The 22,180-nt window shown below is 50.3% G+C and carries 21 protein-coding genes and 1 other RNA gene; 15 read left to right on the top strand and 7 right to left on the bottom strand.

Annotated elements, in window-relative coordinates:
- The first annotated feature begins 136 nt into the window (after positions 1-136).
- Positions 137-2,512 (top strand): glycoside hydrolase family 3 N-terminal domain-containing protein, encoded by a 2,376-nt coding sequence (locus M2371_RS10035; RefSeq protein WP_259267617.1) that lies wholly within the window; start codon positions 137-139, stop codon positions 2,510-2,512.
- A 3-nt stretch (positions 2,513-2,515) separates the two neighbouring features.
- On the opposite strand, the gene rprA is transcribed toward M2371_RS10035, so the two are convergent.
- Together rprA and ydiK are read right to left on the bottom strand one after the other, a co-directional pair.
- Positions 2,516-2,622, bottom strand: an RNA gene (gene rprA / locus M2371_RS10040) — antisense sRNA RprA.
- A 207-nt stretch (positions 2,623-2,829) separates the two neighbouring features.
- Positions 2,830-3,930, bottom strand: a complete 1,101-nt coding sequence (ydiK, locus tag M2371_RS10045) for an AI-2E family transporter YdiK (protein WP_172894633.1) — start codon at positions 3,928-3,930, stop codon at positions 2,830-2,832.
- Between the two features lie 205 nt (positions 3,931-4,135).
- On the opposite strand from ydiK, the gene M2371_RS10050 reads away from it, so the two are divergent.
- Entirely contained in the window at positions 4,136-7,192 is a 3,057-nt protein-coding gene (locus M2371_RS10050; RefSeq protein WP_259267618.1) for an FAD-binding and (Fe-S)-binding domain-containing protein, read from the top strand.
- A complete protein-coding gene (gene menI / locus M2371_RS10055) occupies positions 7,189-7,599 on the top strand; it encodes a 1,4-dihydroxy-2-naphthoyl-CoA hydrolase (protein WP_172894628.1) in 411 nt (136 codons plus the stop codon). Before M2371_RS10050 ends, menI begins: the two co-directional genes overlap by 4 nt.
- On the opposite strand, the gene nadS is transcribed toward menI, so the two are convergent.
- Positions 7,600-7,890, bottom strand: a complete 291-nt coding sequence (gene nadS / locus M2371_RS10060) for a NadS family protein (protein ID WP_034494842.1) — start codon at positions 7,888-7,890, stop codon at positions 7,600-7,602.
- Positions 7,779-8,258: a type II toxin-antitoxin system RelE/ParE family toxin gene (locus M2371_RS21585; RefSeq protein WP_404979385.1), complete on the bottom strand. Its 480-nt coding sequence runs from the start codon at positions 8,256-8,258 to the stop codon at positions 7,779-7,781. Before M2371_RS21585 ends, nadS begins: the two co-directional genes overlap by 112 nt.
- A gap of 275 nt (positions 8,259-8,533) precedes the next feature.
- On the opposite strand from M2371_RS21585, the gene nudI reads away from it, so the two are divergent.
- From nudI to M2371_RS10090, 5 genes are all read left to right on the top strand, one after another.
- Positions 8,534-8,959 (top strand): nucleoside triphosphatase NudI, encoded by a 426-nt coding sequence (gene nudI, locus M2371_RS10070; RefSeq protein ID WP_259267619.1) that lies wholly within the window; start codon positions 8,534-8,536, stop codon positions 8,957-8,959.
- Positions 8,960-8,993: 34 nt separating this feature from the next.
- A complete protein-coding gene (locus tag M2371_RS10075) occupies positions 8,994-10,307 on the top strand; it encodes a sensor histidine kinase (RefSeq protein WP_259267620.1) in 1,314 nt (437 codons plus the stop codon).
- Positions 10,307-10,921 carry a response regulator transcription factor gene (locus tag M2371_RS10080; RefSeq protein ID WP_259267621.1) on the top strand — a complete coding sequence of 205 codons (615 nt, stop codon included), beginning with the start codon at positions 10,307-10,309 and terminating at the stop codon, positions 10,919-10,921. The genes M2371_RS10075 and M2371_RS10080 overlap by 1 nt, the downstream gene beginning before the upstream one ends.
- A gap of 101 nt (positions 10,922-11,022) precedes the next feature.
- Positions 11,023-11,523 carry a heme-binding protein gene (locus tag M2371_RS10085; protein ID WP_172894617.1) on the top strand — a complete coding sequence of 167 codons (501 nt, stop codon included), beginning with the start codon at positions 11,023-11,025 and terminating at the stop codon, positions 11,521-11,523.
- Between the two features lie 181 nt (positions 11,524-11,704).
- On the top strand, positions 11,705-11,866 hold the full coding sequence (locus M2371_RS10090) for a hypothetical protein (RefSeq protein WP_259267622.1): 162 nt from the start codon (positions 11,705-11,707) through the stop codon (positions 11,864-11,866).
- A gap of 301 nt (positions 11,867-12,167) precedes the next feature.
- On the opposite strand, the gene iraP is transcribed toward M2371_RS10090, so the two are convergent.
- Positions 12,168-12,503 (bottom strand): anti-adapter protein IraP, encoded by a 336-nt coding sequence (iraP, locus tag M2371_RS10095; protein ID WP_172896133.1) that lies wholly within the window; start codon positions 12,501-12,503, stop codon positions 12,168-12,170.
- 449 nt (positions 12,504-12,952) lie between these two features.
- On the opposite strand from iraP, the gene sufA reads away from it, so the two are divergent.
- From sufA to M2371_RS10130, 7 genes are all read left to right on the top strand, one after another.
- Entirely contained in the window at positions 12,953-13,321 is a 369-nt protein-coding gene (gene sufA, locus M2371_RS10100) for a Fe-S cluster assembly scaffold SufA (RefSeq protein WP_115629157.1), read from the top strand.
- Positions 13,322-13,329: 8 nt separating this feature from the next.
- Positions 13,330-14,814, top strand: coding sequence for a Fe-S cluster assembly protein SufB (gene sufB / locus M2371_RS10105; protein ID WP_172894612.1), 1,485 nt, complete (start codon positions 13,330-13,332; stop codon positions 14,812-14,814).
- Positions 14,815-14,830: 16 nt separating this feature from the next.
- On the top strand, positions 14,831-15,577 hold the full coding sequence (gene sufC / locus M2371_RS10110) for a Fe-S cluster assembly ATPase SufC (protein ID WP_034494859.1): 747 nt from the start codon (positions 14,831-14,833) through the stop codon (positions 15,575-15,577).
- Complete coding sequence (sufD, locus tag M2371_RS10115; protein ID WP_259267623.1) at positions 15,552-16,832, top strand: Fe-S cluster assembly protein SufD; 1,281 nt, start codon at positions 15,552-15,554, stop codon at positions 16,830-16,832. Before sufC ends, sufD begins: the two co-directional genes overlap by 26 nt.
- Complete coding sequence (sufS, locus tag M2371_RS10120) at positions 16,829-18,049, top strand: cysteine desulfurase SufS (protein WP_172894606.1); 1,221 nt, start codon at positions 16,829-16,831, stop codon at positions 18,047-18,049. Before sufD ends, sufS begins: the two co-directional genes overlap by 4 nt.
- 13 nt (positions 18,050-18,062) lie before the next feature.
- The gene (gene sufE / locus M2371_RS10125; protein ID WP_034494866.1) at positions 18,063-18,479 is read left to right on the top strand and encodes a cysteine desulfuration protein SufE; all 417 of its coding nucleotides are present in this window, start codon (positions 18,063-18,065) and stop codon (positions 18,477-18,479) included.
- Positions 18,480-18,579: 100 nt separating this feature from the next.
- A complete protein-coding gene (locus M2371_RS10130; protein ID WP_034494868.1) occupies positions 18,580-19,629 on the top strand; it encodes a L,D-transpeptidase family protein in 1,050 nt (349 codons plus the stop codon).
- A 75-nt stretch (positions 19,630-19,704) separates the two neighbouring features.
- Here the strand turns inward: M2371_RS10130 and M2371_RS10135 are convergent, their stop codons facing one another.
- Together M2371_RS10135 and pykF are read right to left on the bottom strand one after the other, a co-directional pair.
- Entirely contained in the window at positions 19,705-19,941 is a 237-nt protein-coding gene (locus M2371_RS10135) for a major outer membrane lipoprotein (protein WP_034455915.1), read from the bottom strand.
- A 307-nt stretch (positions 19,942-20,248) separates the two neighbouring features.
- Positions 20,249-21,661, bottom strand: coding sequence for a pyruvate kinase PykF (gene pykF / locus M2371_RS10140; protein WP_259267624.1), 1,413 nt, complete (start codon positions 21,659-21,661; stop codon positions 20,249-20,251).
- Positions 21,662-22,180 lie beyond the last annotated feature (519 nt).

Genomic DNA, 22,180 nt, shown 5'->3' on the forward strand with positions numbered 1-22,180 from the left:
ATGGCTAAAAACTAAAAAACGTAATCTGGCTGGTTATTCTGGCAATTGTTCCCTGTGCTATTCATCACTCATATTGATGATTAGATATCATATCCGCGACAGTCGCGCGGATGACCGAACTTGAAAGGGGAATATGATGCCAGCCATTTATAAGGACGCTCACCGCAAAATAAATGAACGTGTCAGCGATTTGCTGTCGCGTATGACGCCGGAAGAAAAATTTGCGCAAATGCATGCGTACTGGCTGATTTTACAAAGCGACGGTAATCATCGTGAACGTACCGATTTGAGCGATGAGTTTTCCGGTATCACAGAACAAGCGGTATTGACTGAGCGCCTTAAACTTGGCATCGGGCAGATTACCAGGCCGTTAGGCACGCATATTGTGGAGGCGAAAGAGGGCGTACGTGCGGCCAACCGCTTACAGAAAACGCTGGTGGAAGAGACTCGCCTGGGTATTCCGGCGTTGTTTCATGAAGAGTGTTTAGTGGGTTTATTGTGCAAAGACGCGACGTTATTTCCCTCATCGCTAAATTATGGTTCGACCTGGGATTTAGACCTTGTTGAGCGCGCCGCTGCCGCGATTGGTGAGGAAGCCCGTTCAACGGGTTGCCACCAGGGGCTTGCGCCCGTGCTTGATGTTTCGCGCGATGTACGCTGGGGACGCACCGAAGAGACTTTCGGTGAAGACCCTTGGCTTGTGGGCGTGATGGCGACGCATTACGTCAAAGGTTTGCAGGGTAAAAAACGTGACCTGCTGGCGACGCTCAAGCATTACGTTGGCCATTCATTTAGCGAAGGCGCGCGTAATCATGCCCCGGTGCATCTGGGTTTTTGCGAGCTGAATGACATATTCTTGCTACCGTTTGAAATGGCAGTGAAGCTGGCAAATGCCGGTTCCGTCATGCCGGCCTATCACGATATTGATAACCAGCCGGGGCATTCTGATGAATTCCTGATGACCACCGTTTTGCGTGAGCAGTGGGGCTTTGACGGGCTGATAGTGGCCGATTACGGCGGTGTGAGTTTGTTACACCAGCATCATGGGATTTCGCACGATGCGGCAGAATCCGCGGCGCTGGCGTTTAACGCTGGCCTGGATGTGGAGTTGCCGAAAGATGACTGTGCCCGCCACCTCGCGCAAGCGGTGGAACGTGGCCTGATAACCATGGAAAAGATTGATGAAATTGTTAGCCGCGTACTGAAAGAGAAATTCCGCCTTGGCTTGTTTGAGCAGCCTTACCGTGATGAAAATGGCGTTGCGCTGCAAACGGAATCGACCCGAAAAATTGCCCGCGACGTAGCAACGCGTTCCATGACTATGCTGGAAAACAACGGCGTTTTGCCTTTGCACGGCAAACCCCGCGTGGCAGTTATTGGCCCGACGGCTGATGACCCGCTGGCATTGCTGAGTGGTTATAGCTTCCCGGTGCATCTGATCATCAGCGATATGCTTGAGCAAACCTCGCAAGTGACCACGCCATTGCAAGCGCTGCGCGAGCAACTGGGCAGCGACAATGTTCACTACAGCAAAGGCTGCCATATTATCGAAAAACGCATGGCTGGCGCTCCGGTGTTCCCTGGCGACAGTGGCGGAAAACCGATGCAGTCATCGCCCGTTTCACACGATATTTCTTTGATTCCTGATGCGGTGAAAACAGCTGAACAAAGTGATGTCGTGGTGTTATGTGTGGGGGATTTATCCGGTTTGTTCCAGAGTGGCACCGTTGGCGAAGGCTCTGATACCGATAGCCTGGTGCTACCTGGCGTACAGCAACAATTACTCGATCAACTCATCGCGACAGGCAAACCGGTGGTCGTCGTGATGACCGGCGGGCGTCCCTATAATTTAGGCGGGCAGGAAGACAACGTTGCGGCATTGCTGATGGCCTGGGCGCCGGGGCAAGAGGGCGGATACGCGATCGCCGATGTGCTTACCGGGCGCGCAGAGCCCGGCGGGCGACTGGTGGTGTCCATCCCGAAAAGTGCCGGTGCCGTGCCGTATTACTACAACCATAAACTCAAAAGCGGCGGTACACCGTTCGCGTTCCATTTTGGCTCACGCTATCCGTTTGGCTTCGGTAAGACGTGGACGGAATTCGACTACAGCCCGCTACAAATCGAAAGCGACAATGTTCCTTGCGATAACGGAGTGGTGACGGTTAGCGTCATCGTTCGCAACAGCGGGAGCGTCGCGGGTAGCGAAGTGGTGCAGCTTTATGTTCACGATAAAGTGGCGTCGATGGTGCGCCCGGTGCAAGAGTTGAAAGCCTTCCAGCGTGTTCACCTTGAACCTGGTGCCAGCGCTCGACTCACGTTCAGCATCCCAACCGATATGCTCAATTTCACTCGCCGTAATGGTGAACGCGTGGTGGAACCGGGCGAGTTTGAAATTCGTGTTGGCGCGTCGAGTGCGGATATCCGAAGTGTGGGTGTTGTGCGAGTGACCGGCGAAACGCGGGTTATTACCGGTAAATGGCGGATGGTGAGTCATTGCGAGGTCGAAGACTGATCTACAAAAAAAAGCCCATCGTAGAGATGGGCAAAGACTACACACAGCAATTCGTTGTTTCACTCAGGGGATTTCCATGCTTATAAATCAATGCGTTGATTCATAGCCGTGAACTAATAGTAGGCATCTCGCCCTGGAGCGTCACTCGGATTCGTCTCAATAGTTAATAAGAAGTTAACGGTTGAGATCACATTACTGCGTGGTTATAGAATCAAAGGCTTAAACAGAAGATAAAACGCGGGGAATTGATAAGCGTTGTTAATCAATGTGCTTGTGTTGCTCCCATTCCAGGCGAGCAACACAAGTATTAGCGTGGTTTATTCCTGCTCTTCCAGAATCTCTACCACTTCATTAGGATCATCTTGCGGGGCTGGAGCTTCGTGCATCCACACTGAAATTAAACGGTAAGAGACCGCCAACAGAACTGGCCCGATAAACAAACCAATCATCCCGAATGCAATTAACCCCCCAATAACCCCTGAGAGAATCAGGATCATCGGTAAGTCTGCACCCATACGAATCAGAACCGGGCGGATAACGTTATCCATCGTACCTACCACGCAACTCCACACCAGCAGCACCGTGCCCCAGGTCGTGTCACCGGTCCAGTACAACCAGGCGATTGATGGGACCAACACCAGCAACGGACCGATTTGCACCAGGCAGCACAGCATCATCACTACGGTGAGTAGCGTTGCGTTAGGAATGCCTGCAATAGCTAAACCCACGCCACCGAGGACTGACTGAACCAGCGCCGTAACCACAACACCCAATGCGACGGCACGAATGGCTTGTCCTGCCAGCAATACCGCCGCATCACCACGTTTACCCGCCAGGCGGAACGCAAAGTGTCGAATGCCGTTACCCAGCGTTTCACCTTTCGCATACAGCAGCACGCTGAACAACAGCATCAGGCCGCAATGCATCAGGAAGCTACCGACGTGAATGGCCTGGCCGAGGAACCAGGTTGTCGTTGTGCCGATATAAGGGCGAATTTTTGCCATAATAGCGCTGCCGCCGCTATCAACCAGAGCATTCCAGCCTGCGTAAAGTTTGTCGCCCACCAATGGAATGGTGTTAAGCCAATCGAACTTTGGCAGCTCCATATTGCCTTTCGTCGCCCAATCGATAACCGGGCCGCTGTTATCCACCAGGCTGTTCACCAACAGCGCAACGGGGATCACGAATAACATTAACAGCAACAGCGTCATCACCAGAACGGCAAGGGAGCGTTTCCCCCACAGCAATCTCTGAACCTTAAGCATCAGGGGCCATGTCGCGAGCACGATGGTACCTGCCCAGGCAAAACCGAGTACGAACGGACGGACAACCCATAAGCAGGCGATGATCATCACCGAGATAAACAACACCGACAGCAGAATCTGTAGCAGATCCTTCGGCTGACTGACTTTAACCATAGATAAAATCACCTTAATAACTGATAACGGGCAAAGTGCCTTCGTTAAAGCCGCGAAGCGGATGTGTTAATGATGATGTATTTCCACGGTTTTTGACAGAAACAAAACGTACGCGCATGTCCTAAAAAAATGTGTTAAAAAATGAATGGAAGCAAACGCAAACGATAACTCACAACTAATAACGTCAGGCAGGGTCGACCCGTCAATGATCCCACAAATATCTCAGGCACCAGGTCTTGTTCAATTGGTGCTCAATTTTTTACAGGCACTGGAACAACAAGGTTTCACCGGCGATACCGCCACCAGCTACGCTGACAGACTCACGATGGCGACCGATAACAGCATTTATCAGCTGTTACCGGATGCGGTGTTATTCCCGCGCTCTACGGCAGATGTGGCGTTGCTGGCCAGGCTCGCCTCAGAAGAACGCTTTAAATCTCTGGTCTTCACGCCACGCGGCGGTGGTACGGGGACCAACGGTCAGTCGCTCAATACTGGCATTGTCGTTGATATGTCGCGCTACATGAATCGCATCATTGAAATCAATCCTGAGCAGGGTTGGGTGCGGGTGGAAGCCGGGGTAATCAAAGACCAGTTGAACCAATACCTCAAGCCTTACGGTTATTTCTTCGCGCCTGAGCTTTCTACCAGCAACCGCGCAACGCTCGGTGGAATGATCAACACCGACGCCTCCGGGCAAGGCTCGTTGGTGTATGGCAAAACCTCTGACCACGTGATGGGCGTGCGGGCTGTTCTATTGAACGGCGATATTCTTGACACTCATCCTATGTCTACAGCCCTCGCGGAAGATTTAGGGCGCGATGACAGCCCGACAGGAAAGATTTATCGCACCGTACTCGAACGTTGCCGTGAGCAGCGCCAGTTGATTATCGATAAATTCCCGAAACTTAACCGTTTCCTGACCGGCTACGATCTACGCCACGTCTTCAACGACTCCCTTTCGCAATTCGATTTGACGCGCATTCTCTGCGGTTCGGAAGGCACGCTGGCGTTTATCACTGAGGCGAAGCTGGACATCACGCGCCTGCCGAAAGTGCGCCGTCTGGTGAATATCAAGTACGACTCTTTTGATTCTGCGCTGCGTAATGCACCGTTTATGGTGGAGGCACGTGCGCTGTCCGTCGAAACTGTCGATTCAAAAGTCCTGAACCTGGCGCGAGAAGATATCGTCTGGCACTCAGTCAATGAATTAATCACCGATGTTCCCGGCAAAGAAATGCTCGGCCTGAATATCGTTGAATTTGCAGGCGACGACCTGGAATTAATTGAAGGGCAGGTTGCTTCATTGTGCGAGCGCCTCGATTCCTTGATTTCCCAGGGTGAGGGTGGCGTTATCGGCTGGCAGGTTTGTACAGAACTGGCAGGCATTGAACGCATCTATAACATGCGCAAAAAAGCCGTTGGCCTGCTGGGTAACGCGAAAGGGCAGGCGAAACCAATCCCGTTTGCGGAAGATACCTGTGTACCGCCGCAACATCTGGCCGATTACATTACTGAGTTCCGCGCTTTGCTCGACAGCCACAATCTCAGTTATGGCATGTTCGGCCATGTAGATGCTGGTGTTTTACATGTGCGCCCTGCGCTGGATATGACCGATCCGCATCAGGAAGTGCTGATGAAGCGCATTTCTGATGATGTGGTTGCGCTGACGGCGAAGTATGGCGGTCTGCTTTGGGGCGAACACGGTAAGGGCTTCCGTGCTGAATACAGTCCGGCGTTCTTTGGTGAAACGCTGTATGAAGAACTGCGTCGCATCAAAGCGGTATTCGACCCGGATAACCGCCTGAACCCTGGGAAAATCTGCCCGCCGTTAGGTGTGGATGACCCCATGATGCAGGTTGATGCGGTGAAGCGCGGTACTTTCGACAGGCAAATCCCCATTGCGGTGCGTACCTCGTGGCGCGGGGCGATGGAATGTAACGGGAACGGTTTGTGCTTTAACTTCGATGTGAAAAGCCCGATGTGTCCGTCGATGAAAATCACCAGCAATCGTATTCACTCGCCAAAAGGGCGGGCAACATTAACGCGCGAATGGCTGCGTTTACTGGCCGATCGCGGGGTTGATCCGGATGCACTTGAAAAACAGATGCCAGAAAAACGCGCCAGCCTGCGCACTTTAATCGAGCGCACACGCAACTCCTGGCATGCTCGTAAAGGTGAATACGATTTCTCTCATGAAGTGAAAGAGGCAATGTCCGGGTGCCTGGCCTGCAAAGCGTGTTCAACGCAATGCCCAATCAAAATCGATGTGCCGGAATTCCGCTCGCGCTTCTTGCAGCTTTATCACACCCGCTATTTACGCCCGATGCGCGATCATCTGGTGGCAACCGTAGAAAGTTACGCCCCTCTTATGGCTCGTGCGCCGAAGACGTTTAACTTCTTTATGAGCCAGCCGTGGGTACGTAATTTGTCTGCCAGACATATTGGCATGATTGATTTGCCGATGCTTTCCACACCCTCGTTGCAACAGCAATTGGTCGGGCATACTTCGGCAAATACCACGCTTGAACAGCTGGAAAGCTACTCCGCTGAACAGAAAGCCAGAACAGTGCTGGTGGTACAAGACCCGTTTACCAGTTACTACGATGCGCAAGTGGTGGCCGATTTTGTGCGTCTGGTTGAAAAGCTGGGACTGGAGCCGGTGGTACTGCCATTTTCACCCAACGGTAAAGCGCAGCACATTAAAGGATTCCTGCAAAAGTTCGCCAGGACGGCACGTAAAACATCTGAATTCCTCAACCGCGTTGCGAAACTCGGAATGCCGATGGTAGGTGTCGACCCTGCGCTGGTGCTGTGTTATCGCGACGAATACAAACAAACGTTGGGTGAAGATCGTGGGGCGTTCCACGTTCAATTAGTTCATGAATGGTTGCCTGGTGTGCTTGCAAACCGTGAAGCCGCTGCGGTTGGTGGCGAATCCTGGTATCTGTTTGGCCATTGTACCGAAGTCACCGCGTTGCCTACGGCGCCAAACCAATGGTCGGCAATTTTTGCGCGCTTAGGTGCGAAGCTTGAAAATGTTAGCGTCGGCTGCTGCGGTATGGCTGGAACCTACGGGCATGAGGTAAAAAACCATGCTAACTCACTGGGGATTTACGAGCTGTCGTGGCACCAGGCAATGCAGCGCCTGCCGCGCCAACGCTGCCTGGCAACCGGGTATTCGTGCCGCAGTCAGGTCAAACGTGTGGAAGGCAACGGTGTTCGCCATCCGCTACAGGCATTACTGGAGATTATGGGATGATCTGGCGACGTGAAGTGAATCTGGAAGCGCTCAATAAAATGGGCGCGGACAACATGGTGGAACACGTGGGCATCGTATTTACCCGCATCGGCGACAATGAACTGGAAGCCACTATGCCCGTGGATAACCGTACTCGCCAACCGTTTGGCCTGCTGCACGGTGGCGCATCGGTGGTGTTGGCTGAAACGCTCGGTTCGGTAGCCGGATATTTATGTACCGAAGGCGAGCAGAAAATAGTGGGTCTGGAAGTAAACGCTAACCATCTGCGATCGGCGCGAGAAGGCATTGTGCGCGGTGTTTGCAAAGCGGTGCATGTCGGGCGCAGGCACCAGGTCTGGCAAATAGAAATCAGCGACGAGCAAGGGCGGCTTTGTTGCACATCACGGCTGACCACAGCGGTGGTGTAATTAAATAGCCAGCAGAACCTTAATAAGCGCTGGATTATGTTCGAGCATCAACAATATTTTTAGCGATGACCCGGATGGAATGCGGCGCTTTTGCTCCCAGCTTTGTACCAGTGAAGGGCTAACCCCCACAGCCTGAGCAAACTCTTCCTGTTTTAGACCTATTGATTCACGCAATGCTTTTACATCTGGTAAAGGGTAGCGATGAACGCGGCCTGGCTGCATTTCCCCTTTTTCGATGGCAACCATCTCTTCCATGCTTTGCACCAGATCGTTGAAAAGTTGCTTATCCATATTGGTTTCCTTGAGTTTTCATTGTGAAAAATAGTCAATGCCAGATCCAGATGATGCGCCAACCGTTTGAGCACAGATTTCTCCGCTTCGGTCATATCGTCTTTGACATTTTTGGCGTAAATCGTTAATAGATATAACTTTCCTTTGCGAGTAACCGCATAATATATCACCCTTACACCGCCACGCTTTCCTGTGCCAGGCCGGTTCCAGCGCAGCTTTTTACAGCCACCGGAGTTTCGTATAGTGTCTCCATCGACATGCTGCCTGAGCAGATATTCCTGAAGCTGTTGGAAGGTATCATCATCTAACAAGCCTTCACGCTGCCTGACAAAAGTCGGCGTCTCTATAAACTCAAAATGTTCCATCATCTGTTTTGTCCTTGTGTTGTATTTTTAGTCGTACGATGTGCGAGTGTCAATGTTTTTTTCGTACTAAGTACGATTTTTTGCGGTGATTAATTGAACGGGTTATGCCATGAGTTCGTCACTTTAGATTCATTGCCAGCGTAATAAAATCTGCACGAATGAATTGCGGAAAGCGCCTCGCAAATAATTACTTATCAGCGTCATAAGCGTGACTTCCCGTGAGACTCACGTGCGCATTTCTGCTAACGTTTGCAAAATTAAAGACAGCGGGAGGTCGTATGCGTCAGAGAGTTATCGTTTGCCCGATTATAGAAAATAATGGTGAAGTTCTGTTGTGCAAGATGGCCGACGATCGCGGTGTGTTCCCCGGACAATGGGCGTTATCCGGCGGTGGAATGGAGCCGGGTGAACAAATGGAAGAAGCGTTGCTGCGAGAGATCGCTGAAGAGCTAGGAACTGAGCTGCAAATTACCAGTATTAAACCCTGGACCTTCGCTGACGATGTGCGCGTGAAGACTTACGCTGACGGTTCAAAAGAAGAAATTTATATGATTTACCTGATGTTTGACTGTGTGAGCGCAAACCGTAATGTCGCCTTTAACGAAGAGTTTCAGGATATTGCCTGGGTTAAACATTCTGAGCTGAGCAACTACGATTTGAATGAAGCGACGAAAGTGACATTCAGTAAAAAAGGCTGGATTTGATTCCCGATCAACCCTTCCCACATTAAGGAATGCGATGCGTAAAGCACTCATCTGGCTGATTCTCACCGTGCTGTCGGGCGGTGGCGTCGTGGTTTATGCGCTGCATCAGCAGTATGAGGAGCAAAGTGCGGAGTTCCGTATTTTGTATCGCGACATCACCGTCAAACTTTCGCAAAACGATGTGATCCTCGCGCTGCTTTCGAACAGTAGCGACCCGAAAGTTGTGCAGCAAAAGTTCCCCTATATTCTGCGCTGGCAAACTAAACCCCATGAGCCGCCGCGCCCGGATATTAACCCTGCGCGTGCCGGCACATACTGGATAAACTCGCCGCAGGGGTCTTTATTGATTGATTTGCCGACGTTGCTGGCCGATTTTGTTCGCACCCAGAAATTCCGCCATTTCAGCCTGAGCTGGAAAGATACGCCGCTTATCAAGCAGGGCGCGGAAGGCAAGGGGGACTGGTGGAGTTGGGAAAAGGACATTGCCAGCCCTTCACAGCCTTTGAATTTACTGGTGACAAATAATCCGGACTGGCGAAGTTTGCCCTGGTTGGTTTTGCTGCTGGTGGGTGTTTTTTGGGCGGTCGTTATCTACTTTTATAATCAGTATCAGATGACTAAACGACAGCGCAACATTGCCAATTTACGCGCCCATTTTTCAGAGTTGGCGCGTTTGAATGCGATGGGAGAAATCGCTGCAGGCATGGTGCATGAACTGAATCAACCCCTCACTGCAATTTTGAGCTATTCGCAAACGGCACAGCGTTTAATTAAGCAGCAACAGGCGGAAAAAGCACAACCGCTGCTGGATGCGTCGGTCATGCAAACTAAACGCATCAGCGCTCTGCTACTGGCATTCCGTGAAAAATTGCACAGTGACGAACAGGCGCTACAACCGATCAATTTGCGTCAGGTATGGGAACGAGTGACGATGCTGCTGGGTAACGAAATCGAGCGCGGCAAAGTCAGTGTCATTAACCAGGTTCCTGAGTCTCTGCCTTCTCTCATCGCCTCGCCATTGGGCATTGAGCAAATCTTCCATAATTTGCTCAATAACGCGATTCAGGCGCAGCAGAAAACGGAAAAAGCCTGGGTCACAATTCATGCATCCCAGACGGCGGACAGCATTATTCTGACCGTCACTGATGGCGGGCAGGGGTTATCTGAACAGGCATTAGAGCAAGTTTTTATGCCTTTCTTTACCACGCGTAAAGATGGACTTGGGCTAGGAATGGCCCTGACGGAAACGCTGGTGCAGCGGTTGAATGGCAGTATTCAGGCGCAAAACAGCGCCAGTGGCGGGGCGTGTTTCACTCTGGTTTTCCCTCTCACACAGCAGGAGGCGTGATGGCGCAACGAATCTACTTAATTGACGACGACGAGGCAATCCGCATTTCATTAAGCGCTCTTCTGGCAACGATGGGCTGGGAAACGCAGGCCTATGACAGCGTACAAAGTTTTCTGGCGTCTCAGCCTGAGTTGCAGCATCTGAACGGGTGTTTGCTTTTGGATATTCGTATGCCTGGTAAATCGGGTATTACGTTGCTTGAAAGCTGGGAGCAAAGGGGAAGTACCTTGCCGATTATCATGATGACCGGCCATGGCAGTATCGATCTTTGCCGTCGAGCGTTTAAAAACGGGGCTTTTGAGTTTCTCACCAAACCTATTGATGCGGACTTGTTGATTGAAACAGTCGGTGCGGCATTTGAGCAGCAGAAGCTTACCCAGCAACAACGTGAAAGCGTGGCCGATTTGCAGGCGAAACTGGCCACGCTTTCTGCCCGAGAACAGGAAGTGATGGCGCTTATCATGCAGGGCAAATCAAATAAAGAAATGGCGCGCGATCTTTCGTTATCACCACGAACCGTGGAGGCGCATCGAGCCAGTTTATTTGCCCGGCTGGAGATTAATTCTCTGGCGAAACTGATTAAAGTTTACGGCGGTTTAAAAGGAACTACGTAAAATTACCAGGTTTGCCAGGTATTCGCCCGAATGGTTTCGACTCGCGCAGTTGGTTACCTTAACTCTTGTCAATTAATCACTCCGAGTTGAGGGAAGAAACCATGAAAAAATCCATCCTGTTAGCGGCTGCTCTGTTCAGTAGCATGGCGGCAATGCCTGCATTTGCCAGTAATGTTCTGACTGAAAAGAATCTCTCTCTCGAGTTTGCTGACAAGCTTGCCCAAAGCGCCATCCAGGCTTGTAGCGCCAAAAACTACAACGTAGCGGTAACGATTGTTGACCGCGCGGGTGTAGTGAAAGTGGTTAAGCGCATGGATAACGCAGGCCCGCACACCGTTGAGGCCAGCCGTATGAAAGCGTATACCGCGCTGACCACAAAAAATACCACTGGCGATGTGATGAAAAGTGCTCAGGATAACGCGGGTGCACAGAATATGCGCGATATTCCGGGCTTCTTATTATTGGGCGGCGGAGTTCCTGTGAAAGTCGATAACCAGACTATTGGCGCGATTGGTATTGGCGGTGCACCAGGCGGGCATCTGGATCAGCAATGTGCGGTTGATGCACTTGAGGCAAATAAGGCAGCTCTCAACGCTTCTTGATAACGAATTTCGTGGCGTTGCAGGTGCATTTTAGTGTGTAACGTCATGCGCAAAACAGTTGTGCTTCTTATTCCCTTTTGCTCATGTTTAAATTTTTTGTCAAAATAACGTATTCAGCGTCAAATACTTTGCGTATTACACGGACGTTTTTTATACATTGACAGAAAATAAGGGAGTTAAAATGAAGTATATGTTTGCGCTTATGTTGAGCCTGACACTATCCGGGTGTACAGCAAGTGATTGGATAGATGCTGCTGGTGGAATAATGCAGGCTACTGATAAAAATGAAAAAGACTCAAGGAATAAGCGTATAAAAGCGGCTAACAAAGCTGCCGGTTATTAATATTTGGAAAAATGGGAATAGTGGATTACTTTTCCCATAAACGCTTGAGCTTGAAGCACTCCGCTCCTTTATATAAACACTCATCATAAATACGGTAACCGACCCTGGAGAGCTCGTCACGTGGAAATTTTAGGGTCAGCATACATCAGATACCACACATCAAAATCCATGATGGTATGCGGACGCAAAATTAACCTTTCGGTTGTAATGGTTATCATCAAATTATCTTTTGTGCGTTTTACCGGATTGCAATTTATCAAAAAGGCAAGGACATGCCTTGCCTTACCACCCTAATATAAACTCAGTCCGTCGCTGTTTCTCCGGGTATGCTCTTCAAAGCATCAAGGTCAATCTCAGCATCGTTTGTTTCCATGAGTTGCGTTAACAAAATAAGATTGTTGAATTCATTTAAAAGTATCTCAGCGTCAGTCTTCAGGGGAGTGTCAGCCGCATCTAAAGCTGCATTGATTGCTTTTCGGACGTTTTCAAGCATCTCATTCATACCGCCATTTTTACCGATGGTCAGTAACAATGCCCCTATCAGCAAAGACTGAGCTTCGACTTTTGCCGCCAGTTGCTTGGCTTCGGCATCCATTTTAGAAATTTTTGCTATCACACCCAGTATTAAGTTTTTCATAAAAGCCTCATTTCTAGCCAGATAACCCCTAAACAAAATCAGGGTGAGATGTATTTGATGAAAATGAAAATAGCCTAAGTTGTGATTGCGCACCACTCCCCTTAATGAACATTCAACACCCGCCTGGTATTGCGAACACGCATCTATGCATTGACGATGAAGAACATCGTGCTCACTGGAACCACCAATCACTTAAATCGGTATTCTCTATACATCTTTTACTTTCTATCACCTAATCATTCGCCCGGTATTTAAATCCTTCTCAATTCAGTGGGTTAAATAGCTCTTTTCACCACCTGCAAGAGTTTCAGCAGGGTCTATCCTTAGTTAATACGCCTAAAAATGCAGCATTTCATGAATACCCCTGTTATCAGGATGTTGTATTGATAATTGTTATCATTAACATAGGGTATTGGCCTTTGGGCGGCAAAACATAAAAGAGGTGAACTATGGATGTGCAAACCGGTAGCTTCGACCCCACTGACTTCGCCTGGAAGGGGCTAACGCTCACGCCTGATGCGTGCTCACATATTCGCAAACTGGCAAGTCAACAGCCGGGGTTTTTGGGCGTGCGTCTGGGTATCAAACAAACTGGATGCGCGGGCTTTGGCTACGTGCTGGACACCGTAAAAGAGCCTAACCCTGACGACCTACTTTTTGAGACGGACGGCGCAAAGCTGTGGGTTCCGCTTTCAGCTATGCCGTTTATCGACGGAACGGAAGTCGATTATGTGCATGAAGGATTAAACGAAATATTCAAATTTAACAACCCGAAAGCACAACACGAATGTGGTTGTGGTGAAAGCTTTGGGGTGTAGGCGGGATTATGTCACGTAACACTGAAACGTCTGAAGAAGTGCAAACCTGGGCGGGCAGCCATTCTTATAAAGAAGGCTTTTTCACCCAGTTGAAAACCGACGAAATGGCGCACGGCATCAACGAAGATGTGGTGCGGGCGATCTCTGCGCGGCGTAATGAGCCCGAGTGGATGCTGGAATTTCGCCTGAGTGCTTATCGTGCCTGGCTTGAAATGGAAGAGCCACACTGGCTGAAAGCCAATTACGAAAAGCTAAACTATCAGGATTACAGCTATTACTCTGCGCCGTCGTGCGGGAGTTGCGACGATAACTGCGAGTCGCAACCGGGTGCGGTTCAGCAACCCGGCAGCAATGCGTATTTGACGGGCGAAGTGGAAGAGGCGTTTAAACAGCTTGGTGTCCCGGTGCATGAAGGCTCGAATATCGCCATGGATGCCATTTTTGACTCTGTTTCTGTGGCGACCACTTACCGTGAAAAACTCTCCGAACAGGGCATTATTTTCTGCTCCTTTGGCGAAGCGATTCATGAGTTCCCTGAACTGGTGCAAAAATATCTCGGCACTGTGGTTCCCAGCAACGACAACTTCTTTGCCGCGTTAAATGCAGCAGTGGCCTCCGACGGCACATTCATTTATGTGCCGAAAGGCGTGCGTTGCCCAATGGAGCTTTCAACTTATTTCCGCATCAATGCCGAAAAAACCGGCCAGTTCGAACGCACTATTTTAATCGCCGACGAAGGAAGTTATGTCAGTTATATCGAAGGGTGCTCGGCTCCCGTGCGCGATAGCTACCAGCTTCACGCAGCGGTAGTGGAAGTCATCATCCATAAAGATGCTGAAGTGAAATACTCGACCGTACAGAACTGGTTCCCGGGCGACGGCAACACCGGCGGCATTCTCAACTTCGTGACCAAGCGTGCGTTGTGCGAAGGGGCGAACAGCAAGATGTCCTGGACGCAGTCTGAAACGGGTTCAGCAATCACCTGGAAATACCCGAGTGTGATCCTGCGCGGTGATAACTCCATCGGCGAATTCTTCTCGGTGGCGCTGACGGCAGGGCATCAGCAGGCGGACACCGGCACCAAAATGATCCACATCGGCAAAAACACCAAATCGACCATTATCTCGAAAGGGATCTCTGCCGGGCATAGCCAGAACAGCTACCGTGGACTGGTGAAAATCATGCCTACAGCGACCAACGCCCGTAACTTTACGCAGTGCGATTCGATGCTTATTGGCCCGGACAGCGGCGCGCACACTTTCCCGTATGTTGAGTGCCGCAATAATACTGCTCAGCTAGAGCACGAAGCGACGACATCGCGCATCGGTGAAGACCAGTTGTTCTATTGCCTGCAACGCGGCATCGCCCAGGACGATGCGATTTCAATGATCGTCAACGGGTTCTGTAAAGACGTGTTCTCGGAATTACCGCTGGAGTTCGCAGTGGAAGCACAAAAATTATTAGCGATTAGCCTCGAACACAGTGTCGGATAAGAATTAAGGGAAAATTATGCTGAGCATTAAAGATTTACAGGTAAGCGTTGAGGACAAAGAGATCCTGCGCGGCTTAAGCCTTGAAGTAAAACCGGGCGAAGTACACGCCATCATGGGGCCGAACGGCTCCGGGAAAAGTACGCTTTCCGCAACGCTTGCCGGGCGTGAAGATTATGAAGTCACCGGCGGGCAGGTGCATTTCAAAGGCAAAGATTTACTGGAATTATCGCCGGAAGACCGAGCGGGCGAAGGCATTTTCATGGCATTTCAGTATCCGGTAGAAATTCCCGGCGTCAGCAACCAATTCTTCCTGCAAACCGCGCTGAATGCGGTGCGCGAATATCGGGGCAAAGAAGAACTCGACCGCTTTGATTTCCAGGATTTGATGGAAGAGAAAATCAAATTACTGAAAATGCCAGAAGATTTACTGACGCGTTCGGTGAACGTTGGTTTCTCTGGTGGTGAGAAAAAACGCAACGACATTCTGCAAATGGCGGTGCTGGAACCTGAACTTTGTATTCTCGATGAAACCGACTCAGGGCTGGATATTGATGCGCTGAAAATTGTCGCAGAAGGGGTCAATTCCCTGCGTGATGGCAACCGTTCATTCATTATCGTCACGCACTACCAGCGTATCCTTGACTATATCAAACCTGATTTTGTTCATGTGCTGTATCAGGGCCGAATCGTGAAATCGGGTGATTTCAGTCTGGTGAAACAACTGGAGGAGCAGGGTTATGGCTGGCTTACCGAACAGCAGTAACGGCAATGCCCTGCAACAATGGCATCATTTGTTTGAAACGCAGGGTGATAAACGCAGCAAAGAAGCTCAGGAACATATGCAGCAAATGCTGCGCCTGGGGCTGCCGACGCGCAAACATGAAAACTGGAAATACACGCCTCTTGATGGGTTGCTGAATAACCAGTTTGTTCTGCCTGTGCAGGAATCGTTGAGCGAAATTCAGCGCGATAAATTGGCATTGCCGGTAGACGCATGGCGGCTGGTATTTGTTGATGGGCGATTCAACCGTGAACTGAGCGACGATATTACCCACAGTGGTTTTGATGTGACCGTCGATGAACAACGGGACTCGCTGCCCGCCGCCGTGCAGGGTGAAGTATTCCTGCATCTTACCGAGAGTCTCGCCGAAACGGTGACGCATATTCGCGTGGCGCGTAATCACAGCCCAGCAAGAGCGTTGTTGCTAATGCACGTCAGCCGGGGGAGTGCGCAGGGTGAGATGAATACGGCACATTATCGCCACCATTTATCTCTGGGCGAAGGCGCAAACGCGACGGTTATCGAGCACTACGTGAGTTTTGACGAGCATGCGCATTTTACGGGTGCCCGCTTTACCGCAGAAATCGGCGCAAACAGCCAGTTGCACCATGACAAAATGGCGTTTGAAAATGCGCAGAGCTATCACTTCGCTCATAACGATTTAGTGGTCGGCCAGGATGCGACGGTTGAGAGTAATAGCTTCCTGCTGGGTGCAGCGGTGTTGCGCCACAACACCAGTACGCAACTTAACGGCGAGAACACGCAACTACGCATGAACAGCCTGGCGTTGCCGATAAATAACGAAGTGTGCGACACGCGAACCTGGCTTGAGCACAACAAGGGTTATTGCAATAGCCGTCAGCTGCACAAAACTATCGTGCGTGACAAAGGCCGTGCGGTGTTCAACGGCATGATTAAAGTGGCTCAACATGCCATTAAAACCGATGGACAGATGACCAACAATAACCTGTTGCTCGGGCGTCTGGCGGAAGTGGACACCAAACCACAGCTCGAAATTTATGCCGATGACGTGAAATGTAGTCATGGCGCGACTATCGGTCGCATCGACGACGAACAGATGTTCTATCTACGTTCGCGCGGCATTAAAGAAGAGGCCGCAAGACAGATGATTATTTATGCCTTCGCCGCGCAGCTTACGGAAAGTATTCGCGACGAAGCATTAAAACAGCAGGTTCTGGCGCGGATCGGCCAGCGCTTTGCGGGAGGCGATGCATGAGTTTTTCCATCGAACGGGTGCGGGCTGATTTCCCCATTCTGAGCCGCGAAGTCAACGGCCAGCCGCTGGCCTATTTAGACAGCGCGGCCAGTGCGCAAAAGCCGCAGGCGGTTATCGACGCTGAACTGGACTTTTACAGCCACGGTTACGCGGCGGTGCATCGCGGGATACATACGCTGAGCGCGGAAGCGACGCAGCTCATGGAAAACGTGCGCAATCAGGTTTCGCGCTTCATTAATGCGCGATCTCCTGAAGAGATTGTCTTTGTGCGAGGCACCACTGAGGGGATCAATCTGGTTGCCAACAGCTGGGGGCGAGCCAATATTCAGCGCGGAGATAATATTATTATTTCTGCGATGGAACACCACGCCAATATCGTGCCGTGGCAAATTCTGTGCGAACACACGGGAGCGACGTTGCGCGTTATCCCACTCAATCAGGACGGCACGTTACAACTCGAAGTGTTCCCGACGCTGATTGATGAGCACACAAAACTGCTGGCGATTACGCATGTTTCAAACGTACTGGGCACCGAAAACCCGGTACAACAAATGATTGCGACTGCGCATCAGGCCGGCGTAAAAGTGCTGGTGGACGGTGCGCAGGCCATCATGCATCACGCCATTGATGTGCAGGCACTGGATTGCGATTTCTATCTTTTCTCCGGTCATAAAATTTACGGCCCGACGGGAATTGGCGTGCTGTATGCGCGTGAAGAAATCCTGCAAAACATGCCGCCGTGGGAAGGGGGCGGGTCGATGATTGCCAGTGTGAGTCTCACAGAAGGTACGACTTACGCCGCCGCTCCGTGGCGTTTTGAGGCGGGAACGCCAAATACAGCCGGGATTATTGGGCTGGGTGCCGCTTTGCGATATGTTGAAAATCTGGGGTTGGCAGAGGTGGGCGAGTACGAGCAATCGCTTATGCGCTACGCGCAGCAGTCGTTGCAAGCGGTGCCGGATTTAACGATTTATGGCCCTGAGCAGCGGCTCGGTGTTATCGCGTTCAACCTCGGTAAACATCATGCTTATGATGTCGGCAGCTTCCTTGATAACTATGGTATTGCGGTACGAACCGGGCACCACTGCGCGATGCCGTTGATGGCGTTCTACAAGGTTCCGGCAATGTGTCGTGCTTCGTTTGCGATGTACAATACCGAAGAAGAGGTGGACCGCCTGGTTACGGGATTACAACGCATCCATCGCCTGCTGGGCTAACACGGAGAAAGCCATGGCTACGTTGCCAGACAAAGAAAAACTGCTGAAGAATTTCAGCCGCTGTAGTAATTGGGAAGAGAAATATCTCTATATCATTGAGCTTGGTGGGCGGTTACCTGAACTACCACCGGCTGAACATAGAGCGGAAAATACCATTCAGGGCTGCCAAAGCCAGGTGTGGATTGTGATGCATCAGCAGCCGGATGGCGTGATTACGCTTGAGGGTGACAGTGACGCCGCGATTGTCAAAGGGCTGATTGCTATCGTATTTATTCTCTACCAACAGATGACTGCGCAGGATATTGTCGCGTTTGATGTGCGCCCATGGTTTGAGAAACTTGAACTTGCTCAACATCTTACGCCGTCTCGCTCTCAGGGGCTTGAGGCAATGATCCGCGCAATCCGCACCAAAGCCACCAATCTTAGCTAAACTCTTAGAACAGCTTTCATCCTGTTAACGCGAGGTAATTTTATTGCCTCGCATGGCTTTCAGCATTCCGGCGTTCAGCCGGTGAATACAGGAATTCAGTATGAAACGCGCGTTCTCTCAAATAACACTTATGTTGGTAAGCGCCCTGGCTGCAAGCCAGTCGGCATGGGCTGTTGATTATTTACTCCCGCCACCGGGCAGCCGGATTATTGGCGTGAATCAAACTTATATAGTTCCGAATGATGGTAAAAACCTCGAAGCGGTAGCCGCGAAATATAATACCGGCGTGTTATTACTTCTGGAGGCAAATAATACTGTCGATCCTTTCCTGCCAAAACCGGGCAGTGAATTGACCATTCCTTCTCAAATGATCCTGCCGGATACGCCGCGAGTCGGTATTGTGATTAATCTTGCTGAACTGCGGCTGTATTACTATCCGCCAGGGCAGAATCGTGTCGAAGTCTATCCATTGGGAATTGGCCAGCTTGGGCGTGAAACACCGGTTATGGTGACGCGTATCAGCCAGAAAATCCCTAATCCGACCTGGACGCCGACGGCGAATATTCGTGCACGTTCTGCCGCGCAAGGAATTACGTTGCCCGCAGTGGTCCCTGCCGGGCCGAATAACCCGCTTGGCCGCTATGCGCTGCGTCTTGAACAGGGTGGGGGTGAATATCTGATTCATGGTACCAACGCACGTAACAGCATTGGGTTGCGCGTGAGTTCTGGTTGCATGCGCATGCGGGCGCCAGATATTAAGGCGCTGTTTAGCCAGGTGGCCTGGGGCACACGAGTGCAAATCATTAATGAGCCGGTGAAATTTACTATTGAGCCGGACGGCAGGCGATTTGTGGAAGTGCATCAACCGCTGTCGCGCAATGATTGGGAAAACCCACAGACCGTGCCGATTGCGATTAATGCCTCTTTCGCATCGTTCATCGATAACTCTATGAGCGACAAGGCGCAGGTTGATAGCGCTATTGTACGGCGAGCGGGTTATCCGGTGCTGGTGAATGCGCCGCAGGGGGTGCCATCGCAACCGGTTAACATCACGCCAATACAGAGCGTCAAAGCGTCCACTGGCGGCACGATAGCGCCGAACGGTAGCGGAAGTCTGGTTAGCGGACAAAACAGCGTGGTGATGAACTAGCGGAGTTTTTACGGGAACAGGAATGACAGGCAAAAAAAATGGCGCACAATGTGCGCCATTTTAATACAAGTACTCTTACTTACGGTAAGAGTGAGCTTGGTTGTCCAGACGCTGGTTAGCGCGTGCTGCGTCGTCTTTAGCAGCTTGAACGTCAGAACGCATTGCGTTCACGTCGTTGCTCAGCTGATCAACTTTAGCGTTCAGAGTCTGAACGTCAGAAGACAGTTGATCGATTTTAGCGTTAGAAGAACAACCTGCCAGCATAGTAGAAGCCAGGATTACCGCGCCCAGTACCAGTTTAGTACGATTCATTATTAATACCCTCTAGATTGAGTTAATCTCCATGTAGCGTTACAAGTATTACACAAAGTTTTTTATCTTGAGAATAAATTTTTGATGGGAATGCACTTAAATTTGATCGTTCGCTCAAAGAAACACCGAACCGGGGCTAAAAACTAAAAAAAATAGAAAAAACAGAGGATTTTAATCGGATTCATCTTACTAAATTGCATCTTAAATAGAGCAAGCCGATTTGATTTTTATTTCAGACAGTCTATTAAACCCCATAAAAAAAGCGCCCGAAGGCGCTTTTTTAGCAAATTATTCGTTCACAGGAAATTTACAGTACGTGAACGGACGCAGTATTGGTGGTGCCACTTGGTACTAATGCACCAGAAACCATCACTACGATGTCGCCTTTACGAGCTAAACCGCTCTCCAGTGCAACTTCTTTACCCAGACGGTAGAAATCATCAGTAGAGGCGATTTCTTTAACCAGCTGTGGAATCACACCTTTGCTCAGAACTAACTGACGAGCAGTCACTTCATTGGTGGTCAGCGCCAGGATAGTTGCATTCGGGAAGTATTTACGCACAGCTTTAGCTGATTTGCCGCCCTGAGTTGCAACAACAATGATTGGAGCTGCCAGGTTTTCTGCAGTTTCAACCGCACCACGGCAAACTGCTTCGGTGATACGCAGTTTACGGCTGTCATGGTTGTTATCCAGACGGCTGGTCATCACGCGGTCAGTACGCTCACAGATGGTAGCCATGATGGTCACAGCTTCCAGTGGGTATTTACCTTTAGCAGACTCACCAGACAGCATTACTGCGTCGGTGCCGTCGATGATGGCGTTAGCAACGTCACCCGCTTCTGCGCGAGTAGGGCGTGGGTTTTTGATCATGGAGTCGAGCATCTGAGTTGCAGTGATAACAACTTTACGAGCGCGAACACATTTTTCAATCATCATCTTCTGCGCGAAGATAACTTCTTCAACCGGGATTTCAACGCCCAGGTCACCACGAGCAACCATGATGCCGTCAGAAGCTTCGAGGATTTCGTCGAAGTTGTTCAGGCCTTCCTGGTTTTCGATTTTGGAGATGATCTGGATGTTCTCGCCGCCATGCGCTTTTAAGTGCTCACGGATTTCAACAACGTCAGAACGTTTACGGATGAAGGAAGCCGCTACGAAATCAACGCCTTGCTCGCAACCGAACACCAGGTCTTGTTTGTCTTTTTCAGCCAAAGCTGGCAGCGCGATGGAAACGCCCGGCAGGTTAACGCCTTTGTTTTCGCCCAGGTCGCCGTTGTTCAGTACTTTACAAACAACGTTTTTGCCTTCGATTGCAGTGACTTCCATACCGATCAGACCATCGTCAACCAGTACGGTGTTACCAACGCTCAGGTCGCTGGTGAAACCTTCGTAAGTGACAGCAACGATATCGCTGTTACCCACAACAGTTTTGTCGGTGGTGAAAGTAAAGGTCTGACCTGCTTTCAGAGAGACGTCGTTGCCGCCTTCCAGTTTGATAGTGCGGATTTCAGGACCTTTGGTGTCCAGCAGGATCGCTGCTTTCTTACCGGTTTTTTCCATTACGTTGCGCAGGTTCTTGATACGCTGACCGTGTTCTTCGTAGTCACCGTGGGAGAAGTTCAGACGCATTACGTTCATGCCAGCATCAAGCATTTTGCTCAGCATTTCTTCGGATTCGGTTTTCGGACCGATGGTGCAAACAATTTTAGTCTTTTTCATGACAGTCTTATCTGTAAGTTGAGAAGGATTGTGAAAATTCGGTTCCGGTCGATACGGGCGCCGGAGCGCAAACTAAAGCTGGTATTGTTCATGTGCCACCCGGTAAGGATAGGTGACAGAAATAAAGCGTGCAGAGGAAAGTGTGCTTGCGGTTCAGCCTGCCGGGGATATTGATTGCTTTCTAGTGTATTAGGACAGTTCAATGCGCTGAAACCATTCAAGTCAAGACGAGCACATTATAGAGGTAACTTGCTCCGAAAGGAATTGAAAACGCTGTTTCAAATACGGAATGCGCAGAAATACGGCGAAGTGTTATCAGTGCGTTAAGTGGTTATTAACAAACTTGGCGTCGCAAAAGGTTGGGGAGACTCATTCCTGATCTCAGCGACCCTGGGCGCGACTTTGCAACTTTTTTAGTCATTTATAATAAATATGAGTTATTCCTTAAAATATAATTGCGGAATATAATATTTTTTTGAATGACAGGATCGATGAGCATTAACGTCCTGTTGACGGCTT

Source organism: Buttiauxella sp. BIGb0471, assembly GCF_024807715.1.
Lineage (GTDB): Bacteria > Pseudomonadota > Gammaproteobacteria > Enterobacterales > Enterobacteriaceae > Buttiauxella > Buttiauxella agrestis.

What these genes read in the sequence shown, in the direction of transcription:
- M2371_RS10035 (WP_259267617.1), top strand. Translation starts at nt 137, where the DNA reads ATGCCAGCCATTTATAAGGACGCTCACCGCAAAATAAATGAACGTGTC.
- ydiK (WP_172894633.1), bottom strand. Translation starts at nt 3,930, where the DNA reads ATGGTTAAAGTCAGTCAGCCGAAGGATCTGCTACAGATTCTGCTGTCG.
- M2371_RS10050 (WP_259267618.1), top strand. Translation starts at nt 4,136, where the DNA reads ATGATCCCACAAATATCTCAGGCACCAGGTCTTGTTCAATTGGTGCTC.
- menI (WP_172894628.1), top strand. Translation starts at nt 7,189, where the DNA reads ATGATCTGGCGACGTGAAGTGAATCTGGAAGCGCTCAATAAAATGGGC.
- nadS (WP_034494842.1), bottom strand. Translation starts at nt 7,890, where the DNA reads ATGGATAAGCAACTTTTCAACGATCTGGTGCAAAGCATGGAAGAGATG.
- M2371_RS21585 (WP_404979385.1), bottom strand. Translation starts at nt 8,258, where the DNA reads ATGATGGAACATTTTGAGTTTATAGAGACGCCGACTTTTGTCAGGCAG.
- nudI (WP_259267619.1), top strand. Translation starts at nt 8,534, where the DNA reads ATGCGTCAGAGAGTTATCGTTTGCCCGATTATAGAAAATAATGGTGAA.
- M2371_RS10075 (WP_259267620.1), top strand. Translation starts at nt 8,994, where the DNA reads ATGCGTAAAGCACTCATCTGGCTGATTCTCACCGTGCTGTCGGGCGGT.
- M2371_RS10080 (WP_259267621.1), top strand. Translation starts at nt 10,307, where the DNA reads ATGGCGCAACGAATCTACTTAATTGACGACGACGAGGCAATCCGCATT.
- M2371_RS10085 (WP_172894617.1), top strand. Translation starts at nt 11,023, where the DNA reads ATGAAAAAATCCATCCTGTTAGCGGCTGCTCTGTTCAGTAGCATGGCG.
- M2371_RS10090 (WP_259267622.1), top strand. Translation starts at nt 11,705, where the DNA reads ATGAAGTATATGTTTGCGCTTATGTTGAGCCTGACACTATCCGGGTGT.
- iraP (WP_172896133.1), bottom strand. Translation starts at nt 12,503, where the DNA reads ATGAAAAACTTAATACTGGGTGTGATAGCAAAAATTTCTAAAATGGAT.
- sufA (WP_115629157.1), top strand. Translation starts at nt 12,953, where the DNA reads ATGGATGTGCAAACCGGTAGCTTCGACCCCACTGACTTCGCCTGGAAG.
- sufB (WP_172894612.1), top strand. Translation starts at nt 13,330, where the DNA reads ATGTCACGTAACACTGAAACGTCTGAAGAAGTGCAAACCTGGGCGGGC.
- sufC (WP_034494859.1), top strand. Translation starts at nt 14,831, where the DNA reads ATGCTGAGCATTAAAGATTTACAGGTAAGCGTTGAGGACAAAGAGATC.
- sufD (WP_259267623.1), top strand. Translation starts at nt 15,552, where the DNA reads ATGGCTGGCTTACCGAACAGCAGTAACGGCAATGCCCTGCAACAATGG.
- sufS (WP_172894606.1), top strand. Translation starts at nt 16,829, where the DNA reads ATGAGTTTTTCCATCGAACGGGTGCGGGCTGATTTCCCCATTCTGAGC.
- sufE (WP_034494866.1), top strand. Translation starts at nt 18,063, where the DNA reads ATGGCTACGTTGCCAGACAAAGAAAAACTGCTGAAGAATTTCAGCCGC.
- M2371_RS10130 (WP_034494868.1), top strand. Translation starts at nt 18,580, where the DNA reads ATGAAACGCGCGTTCTCTCAAATAACACTTATGTTGGTAAGCGCCCTG.
- M2371_RS10135 (WP_034455915.1), bottom strand. Translation starts at nt 19,941, where the DNA reads ATGAATCGTACTAAACTGGTACTGGGCGCGGTAATCCTGGCTTCTACT.
- pykF (WP_259267624.1), bottom strand. Translation starts at nt 21,661, where the DNA reads ATGAAAAAGACTAAAATTGTTTGCACCATCGGTCCGAAAACCGAATCC.